The sequence below is a fragment of the Oceanitalea stevensii genome (assembly GCF_014837105.1).
GTDB classification, from domain to species: domain Bacteria; phylum Actinomycetota; class Actinomycetes; order Actinomycetales; family Actinomycetaceae; genus Oceanitalea; species Oceanitalea stevensii.
This window is the reverse complement of the sequence record NZ_JACSPO010000001.1, coordinates 1,098,735-1,121,403: the sequence shown is the minus strand read 5'-3', so window position 1 is coordinate 1,121,403 and position 22,669 is coordinate 1,098,735. Positions and strand designations below refer to the sequence as shown.

Annotated in this window: 20 protein-coding genes and 1 tRNA gene; 12 read left to right on the top strand and 9 right to left on the bottom strand. The window is 75.8% G+C overall.

Translation table 11 applies throughout. The annotated features are described in order from the left end of the window. Positions 1–262: 262 nt before the first annotated feature. On the bottom strand, positions 263–658 hold the full coding sequence (locus H9624_RS05180; RefSeq protein ID WP_251838775.1) for a PLD nuclease N-terminal domain-containing protein: 396 nt from the start codon (positions 656–658) through the stop codon (positions 263–265). A gap of 69 nt (positions 659–727) precedes the next feature. On the opposite strand from H9624_RS05180, the gene H9624_RS05175 reads away from it, so the two are divergent. Next, on the top strand, positions 728–1,006 hold the full coding sequence (locus H9624_RS05175) for a DUF4229 domain-containing protein (RefSeq protein ID WP_251838774.1): 279 nt from the start codon (positions 728–730) through the stop codon (positions 1,004–1,006). A gap of 121 nt (positions 1,007–1,127) precedes the next feature. On the opposite strand, the gene H9624_RS05170 is transcribed toward H9624_RS05175, so the two are convergent. Together H9624_RS05170 and H9624_RS16435 are read right to left on the bottom strand one after the other, a co-directional pair. After that, entirely contained in the window at positions 1,128–1,997 is an 870-nt protein-coding gene (locus H9624_RS05170) for a 1,4-dihydroxy-2-naphthoate polyprenyltransferase (protein WP_251838773.1), read from the bottom strand. A gap of 40 nt (positions 1,998–2,037) precedes the next feature. Then, positions 2,038–3,231, bottom strand: a complete 1,194-nt coding sequence (locus tag H9624_RS16435) for an AMP-binding protein (RefSeq protein WP_286010677.1) — start codon at positions 3,229–3,231, stop codon at positions 2,038–2,040. Between the two features lie 64 nt (positions 3,232–3,295). Here H9624_RS16435 and H9624_RS05155 point away from each other — a divergent pair, with 64 nt between their 5' ends. Continuing rightward, positions 3,296–4,330 (top strand): DUF3048 domain-containing protein, encoded by a 1,035-nt coding sequence (locus H9624_RS05155; RefSeq protein WP_251838772.1) that lies wholly within the window; start codon positions 3,296–3,298, stop codon positions 4,328–4,330. A gap of 315 nt (positions 4,331–4,645) precedes the next feature. On the opposite strand, the gene H9624_RS05150 is transcribed toward H9624_RS05155, so the two are convergent. After that, on the bottom strand, positions 4,646–5,593 hold the full coding sequence (locus tag H9624_RS05150) for a 1,4-dihydroxy-2-naphthoyl-CoA synthase (protein ID WP_251838771.1): 948 nt from the start codon (positions 5,591–5,593) through the stop codon (positions 4,646–4,648). A 144-nt stretch (positions 5,594–5,737) separates the two neighbouring features. On the opposite strand from H9624_RS05150, the gene H9624_RS05145 reads away from it, so the two are divergent. The 4 genes from H9624_RS05145 to menD are packed head-to-tail and all read left to right on the top strand — an operon-like array spanning position 5,738 to position 9,182. After that, complete coding sequence (locus H9624_RS05145; protein ID WP_251838770.1) at positions 5,738–6,295, top strand: TetR/AcrR family transcriptional regulator; 558 nt, start codon at positions 5,738–5,740, stop codon at positions 6,293–6,295. 53 nt (positions 6,296–6,348) lie between these two features. Next, entirely contained in the window at positions 6,349–6,501 is a 153-nt protein-coding gene (locus H9624_RS05140) for a hypothetical protein (protein ID WP_251838769.1), read from the top strand. A 24-nt stretch (positions 6,502–6,525) separates the two neighbouring features. Then, a complete protein-coding gene (locus tag H9624_RS05135) occupies positions 6,526–7,515 on the top strand; it encodes an o-succinylbenzoate synthase (RefSeq protein WP_307784929.1) in 990 nt (329 codons plus the stop codon). Continuing rightward, positions 7,512–9,182 (top strand): 2-succinyl-5-enolpyruvyl-6-hydroxy-3-cyclohexene-1-carboxylic-acid synthase, encoded by a 1,671-nt coding sequence (gene menD, locus H9624_RS05130; protein ID WP_251838768.1) that lies wholly within the window; start codon positions 7,512–7,514, stop codon positions 9,180–9,182. The genes H9624_RS05135 and menD overlap by 4 nt, the downstream gene beginning before the upstream one ends. Here the strand turns inward: menD and H9624_RS05125 are convergent. From H9624_RS05125 to H9624_RS05110, 4 genes are all read right to left on the bottom strand, one after another. Further along, positions 9,179–9,676: an ATP-binding protein gene (locus tag H9624_RS05125; protein WP_251838767.1), complete on the bottom strand. Its 498-nt coding sequence runs from the start codon at positions 9,674–9,676 to the stop codon at positions 9,179–9,181. The two genes, menD and H9624_RS05125, sit on opposite strands and share 4 nt — an antisense overlap. 92 nt (positions 9,677–9,768) lie before the next feature. Beyond that, positions 9,769–11,523: a SelB domain-containing protein gene (locus H9624_RS05120; protein ID WP_251839010.1), complete on the bottom strand. Its 1,755-nt coding sequence runs from the start codon at positions 11,521–11,523 to the stop codon at positions 9,769–9,771. Further along, entirely contained in the window at positions 11,523–12,827 is a 1,305-nt protein-coding gene (selA, locus tag H9624_RS05115) for an L-seryl-tRNA(Sec) selenium transferase (protein ID WP_307784928.1), read from the bottom strand. The genes H9624_RS05120 and selA overlap by 1 nt, the downstream gene beginning before the upstream one ends. A 20-nt stretch (positions 12,828–12,847) precedes the next feature. Beyond that, a tRNA-Sec gene (locus H9624_RS05110) sits at positions 12,848–12,942 on the bottom strand. Between the two features lie 49 nt (positions 12,943–12,991). Here H9624_RS05110 and selD point away from each other — a divergent pair. The 5 genes from selD (at position 12,992) to H9624_RS05085 (ending at position 20,224) form a co-directional block, all read left to right on the top strand. After that, positions 12,992–14,008, top strand: a complete 1,017-nt coding sequence (gene selD, locus H9624_RS05105; RefSeq protein WP_372435101.1) for a selenide, water dikinase SelD — start codon at positions 12,992–12,994, stop codon at positions 14,006–14,008. 66 nt (positions 14,009–14,074) lie between these two features. Then, positions 14,075–17,374 (top strand): formate dehydrogenase, encoded by a 3,300-nt coding sequence (gene fdh, locus H9624_RS05100; protein ID WP_251838764.1) that lies wholly within the window; start codon positions 14,075–14,077, stop codon positions 17,372–17,374. Beyond that, positions 17,371–18,366, top strand: a complete 996-nt coding sequence (locus H9624_RS05095; RefSeq protein ID WP_504740231.1) for a 4Fe-4S dicluster domain-containing protein — start codon at positions 17,371–17,373, stop codon at positions 18,364–18,366. Before fdh ends, H9624_RS05095 begins: the two co-directional genes overlap by 4 nt. Further along, complete coding sequence (nrfD, locus tag H9624_RS05090; RefSeq protein WP_251838762.1) at positions 18,363–19,382, top strand: NrfD/PsrC family molybdoenzyme membrane anchor subunit; 1,020 nt, start codon at positions 18,363–18,365, stop codon at positions 19,380–19,382. The genes H9624_RS05095 and nrfD overlap by 4 nt, the downstream gene beginning before the upstream one ends. Then, positions 19,379–20,224, top strand: coding sequence for a formate/nitrite transporter family protein (locus tag H9624_RS05085; RefSeq protein ID WP_251838761.1), 846 nt, complete (start codon positions 19,379–19,381; stop codon positions 20,222–20,224). Before nrfD ends, H9624_RS05085 begins: the two co-directional genes overlap by 4 nt. Positions 20,225–20,378: 154 nt before the next feature. Here H9624_RS05085 and fdhD read toward each other — a convergent pair whose 3' ends face one another. Next, positions 20,379–21,212, bottom strand: coding sequence for a formate dehydrogenase accessory sulfurtransferase FdhD (gene fdhD, locus H9624_RS05080; RefSeq protein WP_251838760.1), 834 nt, complete (start codon positions 21,210–21,212; stop codon positions 20,379–20,381). A gap of 145 nt (positions 21,213–21,357) precedes the next feature. Between fdhD and H9624_RS05075 the strand changes: the two genes are divergently transcribed. Next, entirely contained in the window at positions 21,358–22,644 is a 1,287-nt protein-coding gene (locus H9624_RS05075) for a S1C family serine protease (RefSeq protein WP_251838759.1), read from the top strand. The last annotated feature ends 25 nt before the right edge of the window (positions 22,645–22,669 follow it).

The window sequence follows — 22,669 nt, the reverse complement described above, 5'->3', positions numbered from 1 at the left end:
ACGTCCTTCCGGCAGCCCGGCGCGCCGGGAGACCCCGTCGCGCCGGGAGACCCCCGTCGCCGACAGCTGAGTTGCTACCTACAGCTCTCGTGACGCCGTAGCCCACGGCCCTCGGGCAGCCCACGTCTCGGCGACGGTGGAGCTGTGACCGGCAGCCGCGTCCTGACGACGGCTGGTCACCGCACCTCACGGGCCGCCGGCACGCACGCCATCGGCATGGACCGGCCGGGAGCGGCGAGGTGCGCTGAGTGGCGCCGGGCGGTCAGCGACGAGTGCCGGGCTCGCCGTCCTCGGTGGTCTCGTCGTCGTCGGCGTCCGCGTCGGCGGCCGGCTCGGGCGCCGGCGGCTCGACGGGCCGCTGGCGGCCGAGGCCCGCGAGGAAGTCCGGGTCGTCGTCGGGGGCGAGCGGGCGCGGCGCGGGCCGGCGCGAGGGGTGGGCGACGGTGCCGCTGCCTCCCCGGACCTGGCCGGCGGCCTGGCGGCTCACCCGGCTCACGACGAGCCAGGCGAGGGCGCCGGCGCCCGGGAAGACGACGATGAGGACGACCCACACCGCCTTGGGCAGGCCCACGGGCATGTCGGCGTCGTCGGAGCGGACGCAGTCGACGAGGGCGTAGACGACGAGGGCGACGAGGAGGATGACCGGCAGGAATCTCATGTTCCCTCCAGCCTAAGCCGAGAGGGCTGCGTCGGGGGCACGGCCGGGACGGCGACGTAGGCTGGCGGGGTGCCCATCCTGCGTTACACGCTCCTGCGCCTCGCGCTCGTCGCCGGCGCCTTCGCGCTCCTGTGGCTGCTCGGCCTGCGCGGCTGGCTCGTCGCCGTCGTCGCCGTCGTCGTCGGGGCGCTGCTGTCCTACCTCCTCATCCCGCGCCAGGCCGACGCCGCCGCGGCCGTCATCGCCGAGCGCCGCCGCCGCACCGCGGACTCCCTGGACGAGGCCATCGCCCAGGACGCTGCCGAGGAGGACGCCATCATCGACGGCGAGGACCGCCGCACCGACTAGCTGTGATGTCCAGGGATCCGCGCTGCTGAGGCGGGTCCGCGCTGCGGACATATCGACAGCGCGGGCCAGTTTCAGCCGCGGGGCCGAGGAGGCGGCGAGGCGGCGAGGAACGCCGCGCCGACTAGAGCAGCAGGCCCAGGCCGAGCAGCACGCCGTAGCCGAGCTCGAGGAGCCCGGTGTCGCGCAGCACGACGATGAGCTGGCGGCCCTGCGCCCCACCGAGCACCACCCGCGCCTGGCGCACGACGACCGGCACGAGCAGGAGCGTGAGCAGCGCCCACGGGTGCGCCGGGGCGAGGGCGACGCCCAGGACGAGCGGCACGGCGACCATGGCGACGTACCCGAGGCGCGCGCGCCGGTCCCCGAGCCGCACCGCGAGGGTGCGCTTGCCCGCGACGGTGTCGGTGGGGATGTCGCGGACGTTGTTGACCATGAGGAGCGCGCAGGCGATGAGACCGATGCCGACCGCGCCGGCCACGGCCGCCCACGACACGGTGAGCGCCTGCGTGTAGGTCGTGCCGAGCGTCGCGACGAGCCCGAAGAAGAGGAAGACGCCCACCTCGCCGAGCCCGCGGTACCCGTAGGGGTTGCGGCCGCCGGTGTAGTACCAGGCCGCGACGACGCACAGCGCGCCGACGGCGACGAGCCACCAGGTGCCCGCCAGCGCGCACAGCACGAGGCCCAGCACGGCGGCGAGCCCGAAGGAGGCGAAGGCGGCCGCCTTGACCGTCCCCGGCCGTGCCGCGCCCGAGCCGGTGAGGCGCGGGGGCCCGGTGCGGACGTCGTCGGTGCCGCGCACGCCGTCGGAGTAGTCGTTGGCGAAGTTCACGCCCACCTGGAGCGCGAGGGCGACCCCGCCGGCGAGCAGGGCACGGGGGACGGAGCCGGAGCCGAGGTCGTAGGCGGCGCCGGTGCCGACGAGGACGGGGGCGGCGGCTGCGGGGAGCGTGCGGACCCGCGCACCCTCCACCCAGTCGGCGAACGTGGCCATGGAGCTCCTTGCTGGGGGACGGCGTCCAGGGTATCGGCCGTCAGGGCATGCGCTCGGCGCGGGGGTCGGCGGCGGCGAGGAGCTCGGTGGCCAGCCGGGCGGCGGCCAGCCGGTCGACCTTGCCCGGCCCGCGCAGCGGCAGCTCCGGCAGCCGGACGAGGGCCCGGGGCGCGTGGTGGCGCCCCAGCCGGGCGGCGACGTGCTCGCGCACCTGCGCCAGGGCGGGCACGTCGTCACCCGCCACGACCGCGGTGACCAGGGCACCCCAGTGCTCGTCGGGGACGCCGACGACGACGCCCTCCCCGGCGCCGGGCAGCTCCCCGAGCGCCTGCTCCACGGCGGCGGCGGACACGTTGAGGCCGCCGGTGACGAGGACGTCGTCGAGGCGGCCGAGGACGGTGAGGGTGGCGCCGGTGAGAGCGCCGCGGTCGTTGGTCCGCAGCCAGCGGCGGCCGTCGCGCTCGCGGAAGGTGTCGCTGTCGGCGACGGGGTCGTCGAGGTAGCCGCGGGCGAGGACGGGGCCGGCGAGCCAGATCCGGCCCTCGGCGTCGACCTCGACGTCGACGCCGTCGAGCGGGACGCCGTCGTAGACGCAGCCCCCGCCGGTCTCCGTCATCCCGTAGGTCGTGACGACGGGCACGCCGGCGTCCCGGGCGGCCGTGAGGAGCGCGCCGGCGGTACGGGCGCCGCCGACGAGCACGGCGGCGAGACCGCGGAGGGCGGCGACGGCGTCCTCGTCGGCCATGACGCGGGCCAGCTGGGTGGGGACGAGAGAGAGGTACCCGGGCACGTCCGGGCGCAGGCGCCGCACCGCGGCCGCGAGGTCACCCGCGCGGAAGCCCGCGGAGGTGTCGAGAACCACCGGCTCGGTGCCCGCCACGACGGAGCGCACGAGCACCTGGAGGCCCGCGACGTGGTGGACCGGCAGGCAGGCCACCCACTGGCCCGGGCCGGCGAGCCGCGCGGAGGTGGCGCGGGCCGAGGCGACGAGCCCGGCGCCGTCGAGCGCGACGAGGTGGCCGGTGCCCGAGGTCGAGCCGGAGGTCGCGACGAGCGCCGCGACGCCGGCCGGCGCGGTGGACGCGGGGGCCGGGGGTGCCTCCGGGTCGGTGACCCGCAGCGCGGGCCCGGTGCCCTCCAGCGCCTGCGGCAGGGCCGCGAGCACGGCGGTGACGGCGGGCACGCCGGTGCCGCCGGGGAGCACGGTGGCCGGGCGGCCGTCCTGGGACCTCATGCCGCCAGGCTATGACCCGGCGCGAGTACCGTGGTCGTGCCCGCACCCGGACAGGGAGGACCACATGGCAGGACGACGCCGGCGGCTCGCGGTGCTGACGATCGCGGCGCTCGCGCTCACGGGGTGCGCGTCCTCGGCGCCGCGCGAGGCCGGGACCCCGAGCACCGCCCCCACGACGGTCGCCCCGACGCCCGCGGCCGTCCCCACGTGGCCGCTCACCGGCGTGCCCGTGGACGACGCCGAGGAGCGGCCGGCCGTGGCCGTCAAGGTGGAGAACACCGCCATGGCGCGTCCGCAGACGGGGCTGGAGGAGGCCGACGTCGTGTGGGAGGAGATGGTCGAGGGCGGCATCACCCGCTTCAACGCCGTCTTCCACTCCCGCCTCCCCGAGGTGGTCGGGCCGATCCGCTCGGTGCGGCCGATGGACGCGGGCATCGCCGCCCCGCTCGGGGGGCCGCAGGTCATCTCCGGCGGGCAGCCGCTCTTCCTCGGCTCGGTGCAGGACGCCGGCGTCCAGCTCATCTCCCACGACGCCGGGCACGCCGGCTTCTTCCGCAGCCCCGACCGTCGCGCGCCGCACAACCTCTACGGCCGCCTCGCCGAGCTGCTGTCCCAGGCGGAGGTGACCGAGCCGCCGCGCGCGCAGTTCACCTTCGCGGTCGGGAGCGAGGAGGCCAGCGCGGTCCTCGACGGCGAGCCGGCGTCCGCGCTGCGGCTCAGCTTCCCGCAGACCTCCCCCGGGTGGACCTGGGACGCAGACGCGGGCCGCTGGCTGCGTGACGAGGCCGGCGAGCCGGCGACGTCCGCCGCCGGGGACGTGCTCGGCGCGGAGAACGTCGTCGTCATGCGGGTGGAGGTCGTCGCCTCCGAGGGCCGTGACCAGTCCGGCGACGCCGTCCCGGAGACGGTGATGACGGGGACCGGCGAGGCGCTCGTCGCCTCGGGCGGACGCGTCCTGCCGGCCACCTGGTCCAAGGCCACCCTCGAGGAGCCGGTCACCCTGACGACGGCCGCGGGCGACGACGTCGCGCTCAGCCCCGGGACGACGTGGGTCGAGCTCGTGCCGGTCGACCGGGGCGGCGTCGACGTCGAGCGCTGAGCACGGTCGTCCGAAAGGGGGAGATCGGCGTCATGCCCGGGCAGGACCGGAACCGCGAGGAATAGGTGCTGGTGGCCGATGTCCCGGCCGTGTGAGGAACGGCATGCTGGTACCCGTGACCGCGCTCCACGAGCTTCTTCCGATGTCGTAGGGGGTGTGGCAGGCACGGTAACGGGGGGCGTGCCCGCTTCACGCAGGAGTGGAGGCCTGCGCGACGCGGCACGTACAAGGCTGTACCCGCAGCGGCTGACAGGGATGGAGGGCCCGGGCGCTGCGGGTACAGCCGCTTTTTTGTGCGGTGGGTAGTAGACGCGGTCAGTAGTAGTACGGGAAGCGTGACCAGTCGGGGTCACGGCGCTCGAGGAAGGCGTCGCGCCCCTCGGCCGCCTCGTCGGTCATGTACGCCAGGCGGGTCGCCTCGCCGGCGAAGACCTGCTGGCCCGCCAGGCCGTCGTCGACCATGTTGAAGGCGAGCTTGAGCATCCGGATCGCCTGCGGCGACTTGCCCGCGACCGTGAGGGCCCACTCCAGGGCCGTGGACTCGAGCTCGGCGTGGTCGACGACCTCGTTGACCACGCCCCAGCGCTCGGCGTCCTCGGCGGAGTACTCGCGGGCGAGGAAGAAGATCTCGCGGGCACGCTTGTCCCCGGCCTGCCGGGCCAGGAGGCCCGAGCCGTAGCCGGCGTCGAAGGAGCCGACGTTGGCGTCGGTCTGCTTGAAGCGGGCGTGCTGGCGGGAGGCGACCGACAGGTCGCACACGACGTTGAGGGAGTGCCCGCCGCCGGCGGCCCAGCCGCTCACCGCGGCGATGACGACCTTCGGCATGGTCCGGATGAGGCGCTGGACCTCGAGGATGTGGAGCCGGCCGGCGCGGGCCGGGTCGATCTGCTCCCGGCGCTGCGCGGTCTCCGCCAGCGGGTCGGCGTCCTCGGTCTCGTAGCGGTAGCCGTCACGGCCGCGGATGCGCTGGTCCCCACCCGAGCAGAAGGCCCAGCCGCCGTCCTTGGGGCTGGGGCCGTTGCCGGTGAGGATGACGGCGGCGACGTCGGAGGTCATCCGCGCGTGGTCGAGCGCGCGGTAGAGCTCGTCGACGGTCTGCGGGCGGAAGGCGTTGCGGACCTCCGGCCGGTCGAAGGCGATCCGGACGGCGGGCAGGTCCCGGCCGTCGCGGACGGCACGGTGGTAGGTGATGTCGGTGAGGTCGAAGCCCTCGACCGGGCGCCAGGCGCTCGGGTCGAAGGGCTGGGGCACGGGCTCGCTCATGCGCACCAGCCTAGGCGGCGTCGTCCGCCCGTCGCGGGCCGGGAAACCGGCCGGCCGCTGTACGCTCGTCCCACCTGAGGTGGTACGGACGTACTGGAGGAGCCGTGGCGTGGGTCGTGCTCGTGGTGTCGGGGCTGACGAGCGGTGAGTGAGCCGTCGGCCGAGCAGGGCCGGGGCCAGCGCCGCCGGGCGGCCCTCGTGGAGGCCGCCGCCTCGCTCGTCCTCGAGCGGGGTCCGGCCGAGGTGACCCACCGGCGGGTGGCCGAACGGGCGGGCGCGTCGCTGTCCGCGACGACGTACTACTTCCGCGATCTCGAGGAGCTCCGGGGCGCGGGCGCCCGCCTCATCGCCGAGCTGTGGGCCGAGCAGGCGGAGTGGGCCGCCGAGCGCGCCGAGGAGGGGCCGCTCGGCCGGGAGGAGGCGCTCGAGCTGCTCTGCGACGCGCTGCTCCCGCCCCCGGCGGGCGTGCGCGGGCACTACGAGCAGCTCACCCGCGCCGGCCGCAGCCAGGACGTCGCGGAGGCCTACCGGGCGGGCCGGGAGACCATCGGTGGCGCCGTCGGCCGCGTCCTCGCCGCGACGGGGAGCAGCTGCCGGGCGGAGGTGGCGCTCGCCGTCGTCGACGGCGCCGTCCTCGCCGCCCTCAGCGAGGGCCGCGACCCGCGCGCGGAGGCCCACCGCCTGCTGAGCCTCGTCCTCTGACCGTCCCCGTGACCGCCTCACCCCGGGACGGCCGGGACGGTACGGTGCCCACCATGGGCGACCAGCAGCTGCCCGTTCTCGCGCCGGAGCCCGCGGAGGGCGTCGTGAGGCGCGTCGTCGTCCGGTGCTGCCTCGCCGCGGCGGCGGTCTACGTCGCCTCCTGGACGCTCGGCGCGCTCAAGGCCGCCCTGGCCCTGCTCGGGTAGCGCCGTCCGGCCTATCCTCGGGAGGTGACCTCCTCGCTCGGGCGCCCCGCCGTCCCGCCGCCCGTCGCCGTCTGGTCCAGCCCGATGACCACCCGTTTCCGCGGCCTCACCACCCGTGACGGCGTGCTGCTGCGCGGGGAGGCCGGCTGGGGGGAGTTCTCCCCGTTCTGGGACTACGACGACGCCGAGTCCCGCCCGTGGCTGGCAGCCGCTCTCGAGGCCGCCGAGCTCGGCTGGCCGGCCGCCGTCCGTGACCGGGTGCCCGTCAACGTCACCGTCCCCGCCGTCGGACCCGAGGAGGCCGCCGCCATCGTCGCGGCGAGCGACGGCTGCCGCACGGCCAAGGTCAAGGTCGCCGAGCCCGGCCAGGACGTGGCGCAGGAGCAGGCCCGCCTCGAGGCCGTCCGCGACGCCCTCGGCCCGGGCGGGCTCATCCGCATCGACGCCAACGCCGCCTGGGACCTCGACACCGCCCTCGAGCGGCTGGCGCTCCTCGACCGGGCGGCCGGCGGCCTGGAGTACGCCGAGCAGCCCTGCGCCGCCGTCGAGGACCTCGCCGCCCTGCGCCGCCGCACCGACGTCCCGATCGCCGCCGACGAGTCGATCCGGCGCGCCGAGGACCCCCTCGCCGTGCGCCGGGCCGAGGCTGCCGACGTCGTCGTCCTCAAGGTGCAGCCGCTCGGCGGCGTGCGCGCCTGCCTGCGGCTGGCCGAGGAGGTCGGGCTGCCGGTCGTTGTGTCCTCAGCCCTCGAGTCCTCGGTGGGCATCGCCGCCGGCGTCGCGCTCGCGGCCGCCCTGCCCGAGCTGCACCACGCCTGCGGGCTCGGCACCGTCCGGCTGCTCCAGCGCGACACCGTCCCCGAGCCGCTCGTCCCGCACGGCGGCTACCTGCCCGTGACGACCGCCGTCCCGACCGCGGAGAGTCTCGCCGCCGCCGCCGCGCCGCCGGACGTGAGCCGCCGCTGGGGCGCCCGCCTCGCCGACGTCGCCGCCCTGGCGGGGGCGAGCCGGTGAGCGCCGAGGCGCCCGAGGCGCCCGCGGCGCTCCTCGCCCGCGAGCTCGTCACCGAGCTCGTCCGCGGCGGGGTGCGGCACGTGGTCCTGTCCCCGGGCTCGCGCAGCGCCCCGCTCGCCTACGCGCTCCTCGCCGCGCACGACGCCGGGTGGCTGCGCCTGCACGTGCGCGTCGACGAGCGGGTGGCCGGGTTCGTCGCCCTCGGCCTGGCCCGCGCCGACGGCGTGCCCGCCGCCGTCGTCACGACCTCCGGCACGGCCGTCGCCAACCTCCACCCGGCCGTCCTCGAGGCCGCGCACAGCGGCGTCCCCCTCGTCGTCCTCAGTGCCGACCGCCCCCACGAGCTGCGCCGCACCGGCGCCAGCCAGACCACAGAGCAGGTCGGCATCTTCGCCGCCGCGCCGCGCTGGGAGGCGGACCTGCCCGCCGACACGCCGCCGGCCGCCACCCGCCAGGTGGTCGTCCGTGCGCTCGCCGCCGCGACCGGCGCCCGCTCCGGCGACCCGGGCCCCGTCCACCTCAACGTCGCCTTCCGTGACCCGCTCGTCCCGGGCGCGGCCTGGCAGCCCGGGGACCCGCCCGCGCGGCGGGACGTCGTCGCGTTCCGTGGGGCCGGTGGCGCGGTCGACGTGCCCGCGGGCGGGCGCACGGTCGTCGTCGCCGGTGACGGCGCCGGCCCGCAGGCCGCGCGTCTCGCCGAGGCCGGGGGCTGGCCGCTGCTCGCCGAGCCGACCTCCGGCGCGCGGACCGGCACCCACGTGGTCGCCGCCTACCGGCTCCTCCTCGCCGAGCTGGGCGGGGAGGTCGAGCGGGTCCTCGTCCTCGGGCACCCCACGCTCTCGCGGCCCGTCAGCGCGCTGCTCGCCCGCCCGGGCGTCGACGTCGTCGTCGTCGCCCCCACCGGCGCGGTGTGGCCCGACGTCGCCGGCACCGCCGCGCGGGTCGCGGGTGGCGTGCGCGTCCTCCCGGGGGACGACGACGGCGCCTGGCTGGCGCGGTGGCAGCGCGCCGGGGCCGCCGCGGAGGAGGTCCTCGCCGCCCACGAGGAGCTGGACGGTCTCGGCGTGGCCCGCACCGTGGCCGCCGCCGCCTCCGCGCACGCGCCGGGCCGCCGCGAGACCCTCGTCCTCGGTTCGTCGATGACGGTCCGGGACTGGGACCTCGCGGTCCCCGCGCTCCCGGAGGGCCTGCGGGTGGTCGCCAACCGCGGGCTGGCCGGCATCGACGGCACGATCGCCACCGCGACGGGTCTCGCGCTCGCGACGGCCGCCCCGGTCCGGGCGGTCCTCGGCGACCTCACCTTCCTCCACGACGCCGGAGCGCTCCTGCGCGGCTCCCTCGAGGAGGAGGTCGACCTCCAGGTGGTCCTCCTCAACGACCGGGGCGGTGCGATCTTCGCGACCCTCGAGCACGGCGCCCCCGAGCGTGCGGTCACCTTCGAGCGGGTCTTCGGCACGCCGCAGGAGGTGGACGTCGCCGCGCTCTGCGCCGGCTACGGCGTGCGCCACACGGCGGTGGCGAGCAGGGAGCAGCTCGCGGACGTCTTGGCCGAGCCGGTCGTTGGCCGGTCCGTCGTCGAGGTGACGCTCGACCGCACGGAGCTGCGGGACCAGCGGGCGCGCCTCGCGGACCGCGTGGGCCGCGCCGTCCGGCAGGAGCTCGGCTAGGCCCCGACCGACGGGGCCGACGGGGCCGACGGGGGCGCCTGGGGCGAGAAGGTCACCCAGATGTGCTTGGTCGTGCCCGTCGTGTACCAGCCGACCTCCTGGCCGAGCCGCCGGGCGATCTGCAGCCCGAAGCCCCCGGCCCCCGGTTCGCGGCGGCCGGCGAGCACCGGCGTGGAGCTCGGGTCGTGGTCGGCGACCTCGAGCAGGTACCGGGCGCCGTCCGAGCCCAGCGTGACGATCGTCGGCGGGCGGCCGTGCTCGACGGCATTGGCGGCGAGCTCGGAGGCGACGAGGATCATCCGCTCCGGCACGTCCGCCAGGGCACCGTGGGATGGTGGCCCGTCACCGCCGATGACCTCGCGCAGCTCGTGGCGGACCCGCTTGATCTCCTGCGCCGTCGACAGGTTCCACCGGCGCACCGTGACGTACTCCGGTGGCGGGCTGGAGGACACCAGCCCCTCGTCGGAGTCGGAGCGGTCGTCTCGGTGGGCCATGGCGTCCTTCGTCCGGGGCAGGTCGGGGGGCGAGTACGAGCATGCGACAGGCTCGCGCCACCGGCGACCGGAGGGCCGCCGCCGCGTCCGGCTCAGCGGCCGGTGAGCCGCCGGCGGTCGTCGGGCAGGCGGCGCGTGCGCCCGGTGCGGTCGAGGTGGGCGAGGAGCGGGAGGACAACCCGGCGGCTCGTCCCGAGGTGGCCGCGCGCGTCGCTCACCGTGAAGGGCTGGGGGAGCTCGGCCAGCCGCTCGGCGGCGAGCTCGTCGGCGCCCGCGAGGAGGACGACGCCCGGGGCGGGGCACAGGAGCAGCCCCGCCCGCACGGCAGCGCCCTGCACCTTCGGCGTGAGACCGAGGGCGGGCAGCTCGTCGGCCGCCGGCGCCGCGAAGGGGGCGCCGTCCAGCCGGTCGTGGAGGGCTGCCACGGCCGCGCGGACGTCGGCCGGCACGTCGTCGGCGCCCGCCGGCCGCACCCGGCCGGCCTCCACGCGCAGCGGCTCCGCGACGACGGCGGCCGCGAGCTCCGCCGTCGGCAGCCCGAGCCGTTCGGCCAGCGCGGCCAGGGTGAGCGCCGGCTCGAGCGGTGCGGCCGCCGCGTGCTCGGTGACCACCTCGAGCGCCGTCCGCGCCGCGGCGGCGGCGCGCTCCGCGGAGACGAGCCACCCGCCGGCGGCCACCACCCCCGGCGGCGGCGGGTCCACCGGCACGCCGATCCTCGTGAGCAGCTCGGCCGCGACGATGCCGCGGCGCGTCACCTCGGCGGCGGCGTCCGCCTCGCCGTGCGCGCCCGCCAGCGCCTCGGCGCGCAGCCGCGCGGCGCCGCGGCGCTGCAGCGGCGGGGGAGCGGGGTCGAGCACGGTGACGGCCCACAGCCGCCGGGTGCCCGGGTCGCGCAGCAGGGCCCGGTCCCCCACCCGGAGAGGCAGCGTCCGCTCGGCCGTGAGCCGGGCGAGACCGGGGCCGAGCGGCCGGTGGTGGACGCTGAGCACCGTGGAGCCGAGGTGGAGCAGCGGGCGCTGGGGCGGCTCACCGGTCCCCAGCCGCACCTCGCCGAGCCGCACGTCGAGAACCTCGGTGTGGTGCCAGGCGCCGGGCGTGACGAGGGGCTCGCCCCGCTCGACGCGACCGGAGACGTTGAGGGCGACGCGCGCGGGCCCCTCGGCCTCCTCGACGGGCCGTCCCAGGGACTGCACCGCGCGGATCCGGTGCCCGCCCCGGGAGGAGGTGAGACCGTCCCCGGCGCGCAGCCGCCCGGCGGGCAGCGTGCCGGTGACGACGGTCCCGGCGCCCGGCATGGAGAAGCTGCGGTCCACCCACAGCCGCACCGGCTCGTGCGCCGCCGGGCGGGGCAGGCCGGCGAGCATCGCGGTGAGGGCCTCGCGCAGCTCGTGGAGGCCCTCGCCGGTGCGGGCGGAGACCGTGACGGCGGGGGCGCCGCGCAGCGACGTCGTCGCGAGCTCGGCCAGGGCACGCTCGCGGGCGGGGGCCGGGTCGGCGAGGTCGGCGCGCGTGACGGCGAGGACGCCGTGCGTCACGCCGAGCGCATCGAGGGCGGCGAGGTGCTCGGCGGCCTGGGGCATCCACGGGTCGTCCGCGGCGACGACGAGGAGCACGGCGGGCACGGGCCCCAGGCCCGCCAGCGTCGTGCTGATGAAGCGCTCGTGGCCCGGGACGTCGACGAAGGCGACCTCCCCGGCGCCCGGCAGGGTGGTCCACGCGTAGCCGAGCTCGATGGACAGGCCGCGCCGCTGCTCCTCCTCCAGCCGGTCCGGCTGCGCACCGGTGAGCGCCGTGACGAGGGCCGACTTGCCGTGGTCGACGTGCCCCGCCGTCGCGACGACGTGCATCACCCGGCACCCGCGGCGGCGACGGCGCGGACCGCGGCGACGAGGTCGTCGTCCTGCTCGGGCGGGACCGCGAGGAGGTCGAGGAGCAGGCGGCCCCGGTGCGCGCGTCCGAGGACGGGGACGGCGCCGGTGCGCAGCGCGTGCGCCCACGCGGCGTCGACGGCGACGGCCGCGCTGGCCAGCTCGACACCGGGCGCCCCGCCCCCACCGACGGCCGCGACGCTCGGCACCGCCTCCGCCGCGACGTCCGGTCCCAGCGCCGCCGCGATCCGTCGGGCTCGGTCGAGGAGGGTCGCGGGGTCCGTGCCCAGCCCGGCCGGCACGGGCGGGACGGGGCCGGCGAGGGTGGCCTCGAGCGCGGCGAGGGTGAGCTTGTCGACCCGCAGCGCGCGGGCGAAGGGGTGGCGCCGCAGCCCCTCGACGACGTCCGCCTCGCCGAGCAGCAGCCCGCACTGGGGGCCGCCGAGCAGCTTGTCGCCCGAGGCCGTGACGAGCGTGGCCCCGGCCCGCAGCGTGGCGGAGGCCGAGGGCTCCCGCGGCAGCCGCGGGTGGGGCGTGAGGAGGCCGGAGCCGATGTCCGCGACGACCGGCACCGGAAGCGTCGCCAGCTGCTCGACGGGCACGCTCGAGGTGAAGCCCGTGACCTCGAAGTTCGAGGGGTGGACCTTGAGGACGAAGGCGACGTCCCCGCCGTCGACGGCCGCGGCGTAGTCCTCCAGCCGCACCCGGTTCGTCGTACCGACCTCCCGCAGCCGCGCGCCGACCGACTCGAGGAGCTCGGGGATCCGGAAGCCGTCCCCGATCTCGACGAGCTCCCCGCGCGCGACGACGACCTCCCGACCCGCCGCGAGGGCGAGCGTGACGAGGGCGAGCGCCGCCGCCCCGTTGTTGACGACGTGCACCGCTCCGGCGTCGGGGACCGCCCGCGCGAGGGCCTCCAGCGTGCCGCGCCCCCGGCGGCCGCGCCGTCCGGTCGCGAGGTCGAGCTCGACGTCGGTCGTGCCCGCCGCCACCGTCAGCGCCTCGACGGCCGCCGCGGACAGCGGAGCCCGGCCGAGGTTCGTGTGGACGAGCACCCCGGTCGCGTTGACGACCGGACGGACCGTCGTCGCCGCCGTCGGCAGCAGGTCGACGGCGAGGGCGACGACGTCACCCGGCTCGGCCCGTCCCTGCCGGCACTCCTCGATCGCGCGGCGCACCGCCTCCTTGACCAGCGTGGGGCCCAGCCGGTCGGCGGCGGCGACGAGTGCGGGGTCGGCCAGGACGGCGTCGGTGCGCGGCGTCGCGCGCCGGGGATCGGGCACCACGGAGCTCCCTGGGTCGGTGGCGGAGGCGGACGGGAATCGAACCCGCCTGGCCGAGGTCCTCGACCACAACGGCTTTGAAGACCGCGCCCGTCACCAGACGAGGTACGCCTCCGCGGAGCAGCCTAGCCAGGCCGGGGCGGGAGCGCAGGTGATCGCCCGGGATGCGGCCTAGGGTGGCCAGCGTGACGACTGCCACGTACCCCGAGCTCCGCCTCACGCAGCACGCCTCCGGGGGAGGCTGCGCCTGCAAGGTCCCGCCGGGGGAGCTGGAACGGGTCCTCGGGGGCCTGCCCACGAGCACGCACCCCGACCTCATCGTCGGCATCGAGAACGGCGACGACGCCGCTGCCGTGCGCATCGACGGCACCCGCGCGGTCATCGCCACGGCCGACTTCTTCACCCCCGTCGTCGACGACCCCTACGACTTCGGCCGCATCGCCGCGACCAACGCGCTGTCCGACGTCTACGCGATGGGCGGCACCCCGATCGTCGCGGTCAATCTCCTCGCGTGGCCCCGGGACCGCATCCCCTTCGACGTCGCCGCGGAGGTGCTGCGCGGCGGCGCGGCGGTGTGCGAGGCGGCCGGCACGGTGCTCGGCGGCGGGCACAGCGTCGACGACCCCGAGCCCAAGTACGGGCAGGCGGTCACCGGCATCGCCGACGCCGACCGCCTCCTGCGCAACGACGCCGGCCGCGCCTGGCTGCCCCTCACGCTCACCAAGCCCCTCGGCCTGGGCGTCCTCAACAACCGGCACAAGGCGACCGGCGAGCGCTTCGAGGAGGCGATCGCCGTCATGACCACCCTCAACCGGGACGCCTCCCTGGCGGCGCTCGCGGCCGGCGTCCAGGCCGCCACCGACGTCACCGGCTTCGGCCTGCTCGGGCACCTGTACAAGCTCGCGCGGGCCAGCGGCGTCAGCGCCGTCGTCGACTCCGCCGCGGTCCCCTACGTCGCCGGTGCCCGGGAGTCCTTCGCCGCCGGCTACGTCCCCGGCGGCAGCCGCCGGAACCTCGAGTGGGTCCGTCCCCACCTGCGCGCGGACGTCGACGACGACGAGCTCGTCCTCCTCGCCGACGCCCAGACCTCCGGGGGGCTGCTCGTCGTCGGGGAGCTGCCCGGCCACCCGGTCATCGGGGAGCTCGTCCCCGCCGAGGAGTGGACGGTGCGGGTGCGCTGAGCCGTTCCCGTGCGCCTGTCGGAGGCGCGCGCTACGGTGACCGGGACCACGCGAAGGGGGGCGAAGATGGCGGCATTCCTCGGCTGGCCGGTGCTGCGACAGCTGACCGGCCCCGACGTGCTGGGCCGGGGCAAGGCCGCGCGGTCCCGCAAGACCGACCAGATCACGCCCCGCACCGCCACCGCCGACCGCGTCGCCCGCAGCGTCTGCCCGTACTGCGCCGTCGGCTGCGGGCAGCGGGTCTTCGTCAAGGACGAGAAGGTCATCCAGATCGAGGGCGACCCGGACAGCCCGATCTCCCGCGGGCGGCTGTGCCCCAAGGGCTCGGCGAGCAAGAGCCTGGTCACCAGCCCCGACCGCCTCGAGACGATCCGCTACCGGCGCCCCTACGGCACCGAGTGGGAGGACCTCGACCTCGACACGGCGATGGAGATGATCGCCGACCGCGTCCTCACCACCCGGGCGGCCACCTGGCAGCAGACCGACGCCGAGGGGCGGCACCTGCGCCGCACCATGGGCATCGCGGCCCTCGGCGGCGCCACCCTGGACAACGAGGAGAACTACCTCATCAAGAAGCTCTTCACCGCGATGGGCGCGGTGCAGATCGAGAACCAGGCCCGTATTTGACACTCCGCCACGGTCCCCGGTCTGGGGACCAGCTTCGGCCGGGGCGGTGCGACCGGTTTCCAGCAGGACCTCGCGAACGCGGACTGCATCATCATCCAGGGCTCGAACATGGCCGAGGCCCACCCGGTGGGCTTCCAGTGGGTGATGGAGGCCAAGCGGCGCGGCGCCAAGATCATCCACATCGACCCCAGGTTCACGCGGACGAGCGCGCTCGCGCACACCTTCGTCCCGATCCGGGTGGGCACCGACATCGTGTTCCTCGGCGCGATCATCAACTACGTCCTGCAGAACGAGCTCGACTTCCGCGAGTACGTCCTCGCGTACACGAACGCGGCGTCGATCATCTCCGAGGACTACCTCGACACCGAGGACCTCGACGGCCTGTTCTCCGGCTTCGACCCCGAGACCCGCACCTACGACACGACCACCTGGCAGTACGCCGGGGCCGAGGGCGCGGGCCAGGACGAGGACGAGGTCGCCGAGGACCGGGCCACCGCCTCGGGCCTCCAGCACGAGTCGCACGGCATGCCCGTCCCCGAGGAGCCCGAGCGTGACGAGACGCTGCGCCACCCGCGCACCGTCTACCAGGTGCTCAAGCGGCACTTCTCCCGCTACACCCCCGAGCTCGTCGCCGAGACCTGCGGCATCTCCCCGGAGCAGTTCCACGAGGTGGCCGAGGCGTGGGTCGCCGCGTCCGGACGGGAGCGGACCACCGCGCTCGTCTACAGCGTGGGCTGGACCCAGCACAGCGTCGGAGCCCAGTACATCCGTACCGGTTCCATCCTCCAGCTGCTGCTCGGGAACATGGGCCGGCCGGGCGGCGGGATCATGGCGCTGCGCGGCCACGCGAGCATCCAGGGCTCCACCGACATCCCCACCCTGTTCAACCTGCTGCCGGGCTACCTCGAGATGCCCAACGCCTCCTCCCACCCCGACTACGCCAGCTGGGTGGAGAGCATGTCGATGCCCGGTGCCAAGGGCTACTGGGGCAACGCCTCCGCGTACGCCGCGAGCCTGCTCAAGGCGTACTGGGGCGAGCACGCCACCGCGGAGAACGACTTCGCCTACAACTACATGCCCCGGATCACCGGTGACCACGGCACCTACCGCACCGTCCTCGACATGATCGAGGGGAAGGTCAAGGGCTACTTCCTCCTGGGCCAGAACCCGGCGGTGGGCTCCGCCCACGGCAGGGCCCAGCGGCTGGGCATGGCGAACCTCGACTGGCTCGTCGTGCGCGACCTGTACGAGATCGAGAGCGCGAGCTTCTGGAAGGACTCCCCGGAGATCGAGACCGGGGAGATCGTCACCGAGGAGTGCCCCACCGAGGTCTTCCTCCTGCCCGCCGCCTCCCACGTGGAGAAGGAGGGCACCTTCACCCAGACCCAGCGCATGCTCCAGTGGCGGGAGAAGGCCGTCGAGCCCACCGGGGACTGCCGCTCGGAGCTGTGGTTCTTCTACCACCTGGGCCGGATCATGCGGGAGCGCTTGGCGGAGGAGAACCTCGAGCGCGACCGCCCGCTCCTCGACCTCGCCTGGGACTACCCCGTGCACGGCGAGCACGACGAGCCCAGCGCCGAGGCCGTCCTCAAGGAGATCAACGGCTACGAGGTCGCCACCGGCCGCCCGCTGTCGAGCTTCACCGAGCTGCGCGGCGACGGCACCACCGTGGGCGGCTGCTGGATCTACACGGGTGTCTTCGCCGACGGCGTCAACCAGGCCGCCCGGCGCAAGCCCGGCCGCGACCAGGACTGGGTGGCGCTGGAGTGGGGCTGGGTGTGGCCGGCCAACCGTCGCATCCTCTACAACCGTGCCTCGGCCGACCCCGAGGGCCGGCCGTGGAGCGAGCGCAAGGCCTACGTGTGGTGGGACGAGGAGAAGGGGGAGTGGACCGGCCACGACATCCCCGACTTCGAGCGGACCAAGCCGCCCACCTACCGCCACGAGGCCGGGGCCACCGGCGTCGAGGCGATCGACGGCACCGACGCCTTCATCATGCAGGGCGACGGCCGCGGCGCGCTGTTCGTCCCCTCGGGCCTCGTCGACGGCCCGTTGCCCACCCACTACGAGCCGGTCGAGTCGCCCTTCCGCAACTCGTTGTACGGCCAGCAGGCCAACCCCACCCGCATCGAGTACCGCGAGCCGATCAACCCGATGAACCCGAGCCCGCCGGGCGGCGGCAGCGAGATCTTCCCGTTCGTCTTCACGACGAGCCGGCTCACCGAGCACCACACCGCCGGCGGGATGAGCCGCACCCTGGCGTACCTCGCCGAGCTCCAGCCGGAGATGTTCGTCGAGGTGTCCCCGGTGCTGGCCGAGGAGCGAGGGCTGGAGCACCTGGGCTGGTGCCACGTCGTCACCGCGCGCGCCGCCGTCGAGGGGCGCGTCGTCGTCACCGACCGGCTGCGTCCGCTGCGGGTGGCGGGCCGCACCGTCCACCAGGTCTGGCTGCCCTACCACTGGGGTAGCCGGGGCCTGGTGACCGGTGACGCCGCCAACGACCTGTTCGGCATCAGCCTGGACCCCAACGTCCTCATCCAGGAGACCAAGGCCGGCACCTGCGACGTGCTGCCCGGACGCCGTCCTCGGGGACCGGCCCTCCTCGAGATGCTCGAGGGGTACCGTGCCCGCGCAGGCACGGACGTCGAGCGGCCGATCGTCACGGCCGACCCCCGGGCCGTCGTCCGCTCCGACGTCTCCGAGGACACCCCAGCCGGACCAGCCGAAGGGAGCCCATGATGGCGAACAGCCTGTTCGGGCCGGTCGACCCGGCGCTCGACGCCGGCTACGAGGACCCGCCGCCGCGCAAGGGCTTCTTCACCGACACGAGCGTGTGCATCGGCTGCAAGGCCTGCGAGGTCGCCTGCAAGGAGTGGAACCTCGTCCCGGGCGGGGAGGACTTCGACCTCCTCGGCCAGTCGTTCGACAACACCGGCTCGCTCGGCGCCAACACCTGGCGCCACGTCGCCTTCATCGAGCAGCAGCGGCCCACCGTCAACCTCGGCATGCCCGGCAGCGGTCCGCCCGCCCCCACCGGGGGCCAGGGCACGAGCATGCCGCCCGGCACCGTCGCCACCTCCCCGCAGACCGACACGGGCGGCCCCGACGGCTCCGGTCCCCAGATGGCGGACGAGGAGGGGGCGCAGGCCGACTTCCGCTGGCTGATGTCCTCCAACGTGTGCAAGCACTGCACGCACGCCGGGTGCCTGGACGTGTGCCCCACCGGCGCCCTGTTCCGCACCGAGTTCGGCACCGTCGTCGTCCAGGACGACGTGTGCAACGGCTGCGGCTACTGCGTGCCGGCCTGCCCGTACGGGGTCATCGAGCGGCGCCGCGGCCCGGCCGGGGCGCTCAACGTCGGCATCGCCCAGAAGTGCACCCTCTGCTACGACCGCCTCGGGGACGGCCTCCAGCCCGCCTGCGCGCAGGCCTGCCCCACCCAGTCGATCCAGTACGGCGACGTCGACGAGCTGCGCGAGCGCGCCGAGCGCCGCCGCGCGGAGCTCCACGAGCAGGGCGTGGCCGAGGCCCGCCTCTACGGCCACGACCCGAACGACGGCGTCGGCGGCACCGGCGCCTTCTTCCTCCTCCTCGACGAGCCGGAGGTCTACGGCCTGCCGCCCGACCCCGTCGTCCCCACCCGCGACCTGCCGCAGATGTTCAACCGCGCCACCGCCGCCGCCGGGGCGCTGCTCGCCGGTGCGGCGCTCGCCTTCCTGGGGAAGCGATGACGACGACGCACGTCGGCGGGCGCCGTCCGCGCACCCGTCGGGACCGCTCCGACCAGCAGCCGGTGCCGGAGGCGCAGTTCACGTCCTACTACGGACGCCAGGTGGTCAAGCCGGCGCCGTGGGACGTGCGCATCCCGCTGTACATGTTCGCGGGCGGGGTCGCGGCCGGGTCCTCGCTCCTCGCCGCCGGCGCCCAGCTCACCGGGCGTCCGGCGCTGCGGCGGGCGGGGCGCCTCACCGCCGCGGGCGCGCTGGGTGTCAGCCTCGGCGCGCTGGTGAGCGACCTCGGCCGCCCGGAGCGTTTCCTCAACATGCTGCGCACGGTCAAGCTCACCTCGCCGATGTCCGTCGGGACCTGGCTGCTGAGCATCTACGGCGCCCCCGCCGGCGTCGTCGCCCTCGACGAGATGGTGCGTGTCGCCGGGCTCGACTCCGGGCCGGTGCGCCTGCTGCGCACGGTCTCCGGTCCCGCGGGCGTGCTCGCGGCTCTCACCGCCCCGCCGGTGGCCGCCTACACCGCCGTGCTCCTGTCCGACACCTCCACGCCCACGTGGAAGGCCGGGTATCGGGAGTTGCCGTTCGTCTTCTGCGCGTCCGCGGCGGCCGCGTCCGGCGGCGTGGCCATGGTCGCGACGCCCGTGGCCCAGGCGGGCCCCGCCCGGCGGCTGGCCGCGGCGGGCGCCGTCGTCGAGCTCGTCGCCGAGCAGGTGATGGAGCGCTCGATGGGGCTGATGGCGGAGCCGCTCCACACCGGCACCGGAGGCCGCTACATGCGGGCCGCCAAGGCGTTCACGGTGGCCGGCGCCGTCGGCACGCTGCTCGGCGGGCGGCGCCGGTGGGCGTCGGTCCTCAGCGGCGCGGCGCTCGCGGCAGGGTCCTTCTGCACCCGGATGGGCGTCTTCGAGGCCGGTCAGGCCTCGGCACGCGACCCGAAGTACACGGTGGTGCCCCAGCGCGAGCGTGTGGAGCGTGGTGAGGAGGTGCGGTTCACGCCGCGGGGGGAGGGAACCGCGTGAGCGACGCCGTCGCCCCTCTCGGGATCGTCGACGCGATCGGGCCGGCCGGGGAGAAGAAGGTCGCCCTGCCCGCGTGGCAGCTCGTGCTGCGCGCCGTGCTCGCCACCTACCTCCTCGGTGCCGCGACCACCCTCGCGGTCATGGTCCAGGTGCAGACCGGCGTCCTCGTGCTCGGCTCGCTCCTCTTCCCGATCGGGCTCACGCTCGTCGTCCTCCTCGGTCTTGAGCTCGTCACCGGTGCCTTCGGCGTCGTGCCGGTGGCCGTGCTCGAGCGGCGCGTCAGCCTCGCCGGCTGTCTGCGCGTGTTCTGGTGGCTCGTCGTCGGGCACCTCGTCGGCGGCCTGGCCGCCGGCTGGATGATCAGCGCGGTCCTCACCGGGATGGGGACGATCACCGACGAGCCCACCGCGCAGGCCCTCGTCGACCTCGCCGTCGACAAGACGCTGCGCTACGAGGAGGCCGGCCCGGCGACCGGGCTCACCTGGGCCGTGCTCAGCGCCGTGCTGTGCAACTGGCTCGTGGCCCTGGGCGTCATCATGGGTTTCGCCTCCACGAGCCTGGCCGGGAAGATCCTCGCGATCTGGATGCCGATCCTCACCTTCTTCGCCCTCGGCTACGAGCACGCCGTCGTCAACTTCTTCGTCATCCCCACCGGGATGATGCTCGGCGCCCCGATCGGGATCGACGACTGGTGGCTGTGGAACCAGGTCCCCGTGCTCGTCGGCAACCTCATCGGCGGCCTCACCCTCGCGGCCCTGGGTCTCTACTTCTCCCACCGCACCCGCCCGCGCCGCCCCGAGGACGACGCCGAGGCGGAGCACCGCGACGCCCAGACGGCGTAGGCGCAGCGCGCCCCACGATGCGTCGCACCTCCGGCTCACCCCGACGCGCCAGGACGGGCGACGCTTGATCGGGAAGGGCGACCCAAGCTGGGCGCGGGGCGCGGGGCGCGGGGGCGCGGGGGCGCGGGGGCGCGACGAGGGCGTGGGGCCCCTGTCAGGTGACGATGCGCTCGCGGCCGGCGTAGACGTTGGCGGAGTCGCCGCGGCTGAAGCCCACGAGGGTCATCCCCACCCCCGCCGCGAGCTCCACCGACATCGCCGAGGGCGCGCTGACCGCGGACAGCACCGCGATCCCCGCCATGTGCGCCTTCTGGACGAGCTCGAAGGACGCCCGGCCGGAGACCTGGAGCACGCAGCGGCGCAGCGGCAGGCCCTGCTCGCGGAGCGCCCAGCCCACGACCTTGTCGACGGCGTTGTGCCGGCCCACGTCCTCGCGCAGGCACAGCAGCTCGGCCCGCCCGTCGTCCGCGACGGCGAAGAGCCCCGCCGCGTGGACCCCGCCCGTCTCGGCGAAGAGCCGCTGCTCGCTGCGGATGCGGTCGGTCATGGCGAGCAGCTCGGGGAGCGGCACGCGGACGTCGTCGGCGACGGGGAAGCGGGAGGCGCGGGTGACGGCGTCGATCGACGACGTGCCGCAGATGCCGCACGCGCTGGAGGTGTAGACGTGGCGCTCGTGGGAGGTGCCTGGCGGTGCGACTCCCGGGGAGAGGCGGACGTCGACGATGTTGTAGCTCCGGGTGCCGTCCGGGTTGACCCCCGGACCGTAGGCGACGCCGGCCACCTGCTCCGCGTCCCACACCACGCCCTCGGAGACGAGGAAGCCCAGCGCGAGGTCGAAGTCGTCGCCCGGGGTGCGCATGGTGACGGTCCACGCGGCGCCGTCCACGCGCAGCTCCATCGGCTCCTCACCGGCGAGGACGTCGCTGCGCGGACGGCTGGTGCCGTCGACGGAGAGCCGCTCGACGCGGTGCCGCCTGGTCCGTCGCACCCGTCCTCCTCGCCCGGTCGTCCGGCCCCGATCGTATCCGCGGGGGACGCGCGGCGCGCCACCCAGGAAGCTCCCAGGTGCCACCCAGAGCCGGACAAGGTCCGCGGTGTTCCCTGGGGGAAGCACGCAACCCAGGAGGACCACCATGACCCACTTCGGCAGCACCGGCGACGCGCGACGCGACGCCCACATCGCCCGCGACGAGCGGGCCGCCCGCGAGCAGGCGGAGGTCGACGCCATGCTCCTGGGCACCCCCACCCTTCCCGCCCCCGACCCCGCGACCCGGGTGCCCTCCGTCGACGAGCTGGCCGAGCGCCGCGCGACGCGCGTGCTCCCGCACGGCCGCCGCCGCGGCTGGGCCGCCCTCGGCGGCACCGCCGCGACCGCCGCGCTCCTCGCGAGCCTCGGCACGGCCACCGTCACCGGCGCCTTCGACTCGCCCGCGCTCGACACCCCGACGGCGGCGGCGCCCACGCAGGTCGTCCCCGCCAGCTCGACGTCGGCCACCCCGGACTGGCAGGCGGTCACCGCCGCCGTGCGCGAGTCGGTCGTCGCCATCGACGTCACGACCGCGTCCGGGCAGGGCCAGGGCTCCGGCGTCGTCATCGACGACGAGGGGCACGTCCTCACCAACAGCCACGTCGTCGACGGCGCTCGCGAGATCACCGTCTCGCTGGCCGACGGCCGCCTCTACGAGGCCGAGCTCGTGGGCCAGGACGAGACGACCGACCTCGCCGTCGTCCGGCTCGTCGACCCGCCGGCCGACCTCTCCCCGGCCACCCTCGGCAGCTCCGCCGACCTCGCCGTCGGCCAGGCCGTCCTCGCGGTCGGCAACCCGCTCGGGCTGGACTCGACGGCCACCACCGGCATCATCTCCGCCCTCGACCGCCCGGTCGTCACCCAGAGCCGCACGCAGTCCGTCGTGACGAACGCGATCCAGATCGACGCCGCGGTCAACCCCGGCAACTCCGGCGGCCCTCTCTTCGACGCGAAGGGGCAGGTCATCGGCATCAACAGCTCGATCGCCACGCTCTCCGGCGGTGGCGGGCAGTCCGGGAGCATCGGGCTCGGCTTCGCGATCCCGGTGGACCAGGCCGCCGACGTCGCCCAGCAGCTCGTCGAGGACGGCAGCGTCGAGCACGCCTTCCTCGGCGTCGGGCTCACCGACACGACGGCCGAGGTCGACGGCGTCACGCGCGCCGGCGCCCGCGTCGAGCAGGTCGAGGACGGCTCGCCCGCCGCGGAGGCGGGCCTGCAGCGCGGCGACGTCGTCACCGCGATCGACGACCGCGCCGTCGACGGCTCCGCCGCCCTCACCGGCTACGTCCGCCAGTACTCCTCCGGCGACGAGGCGACCATCGACGTCGTCCGCGACGGCGAGCTCACCCAGGTCGACGTCACCCTGGCGACCAGGCAGACCCCCACCGCCTGAGAACCCGCCCCCACCCGACGCGCAT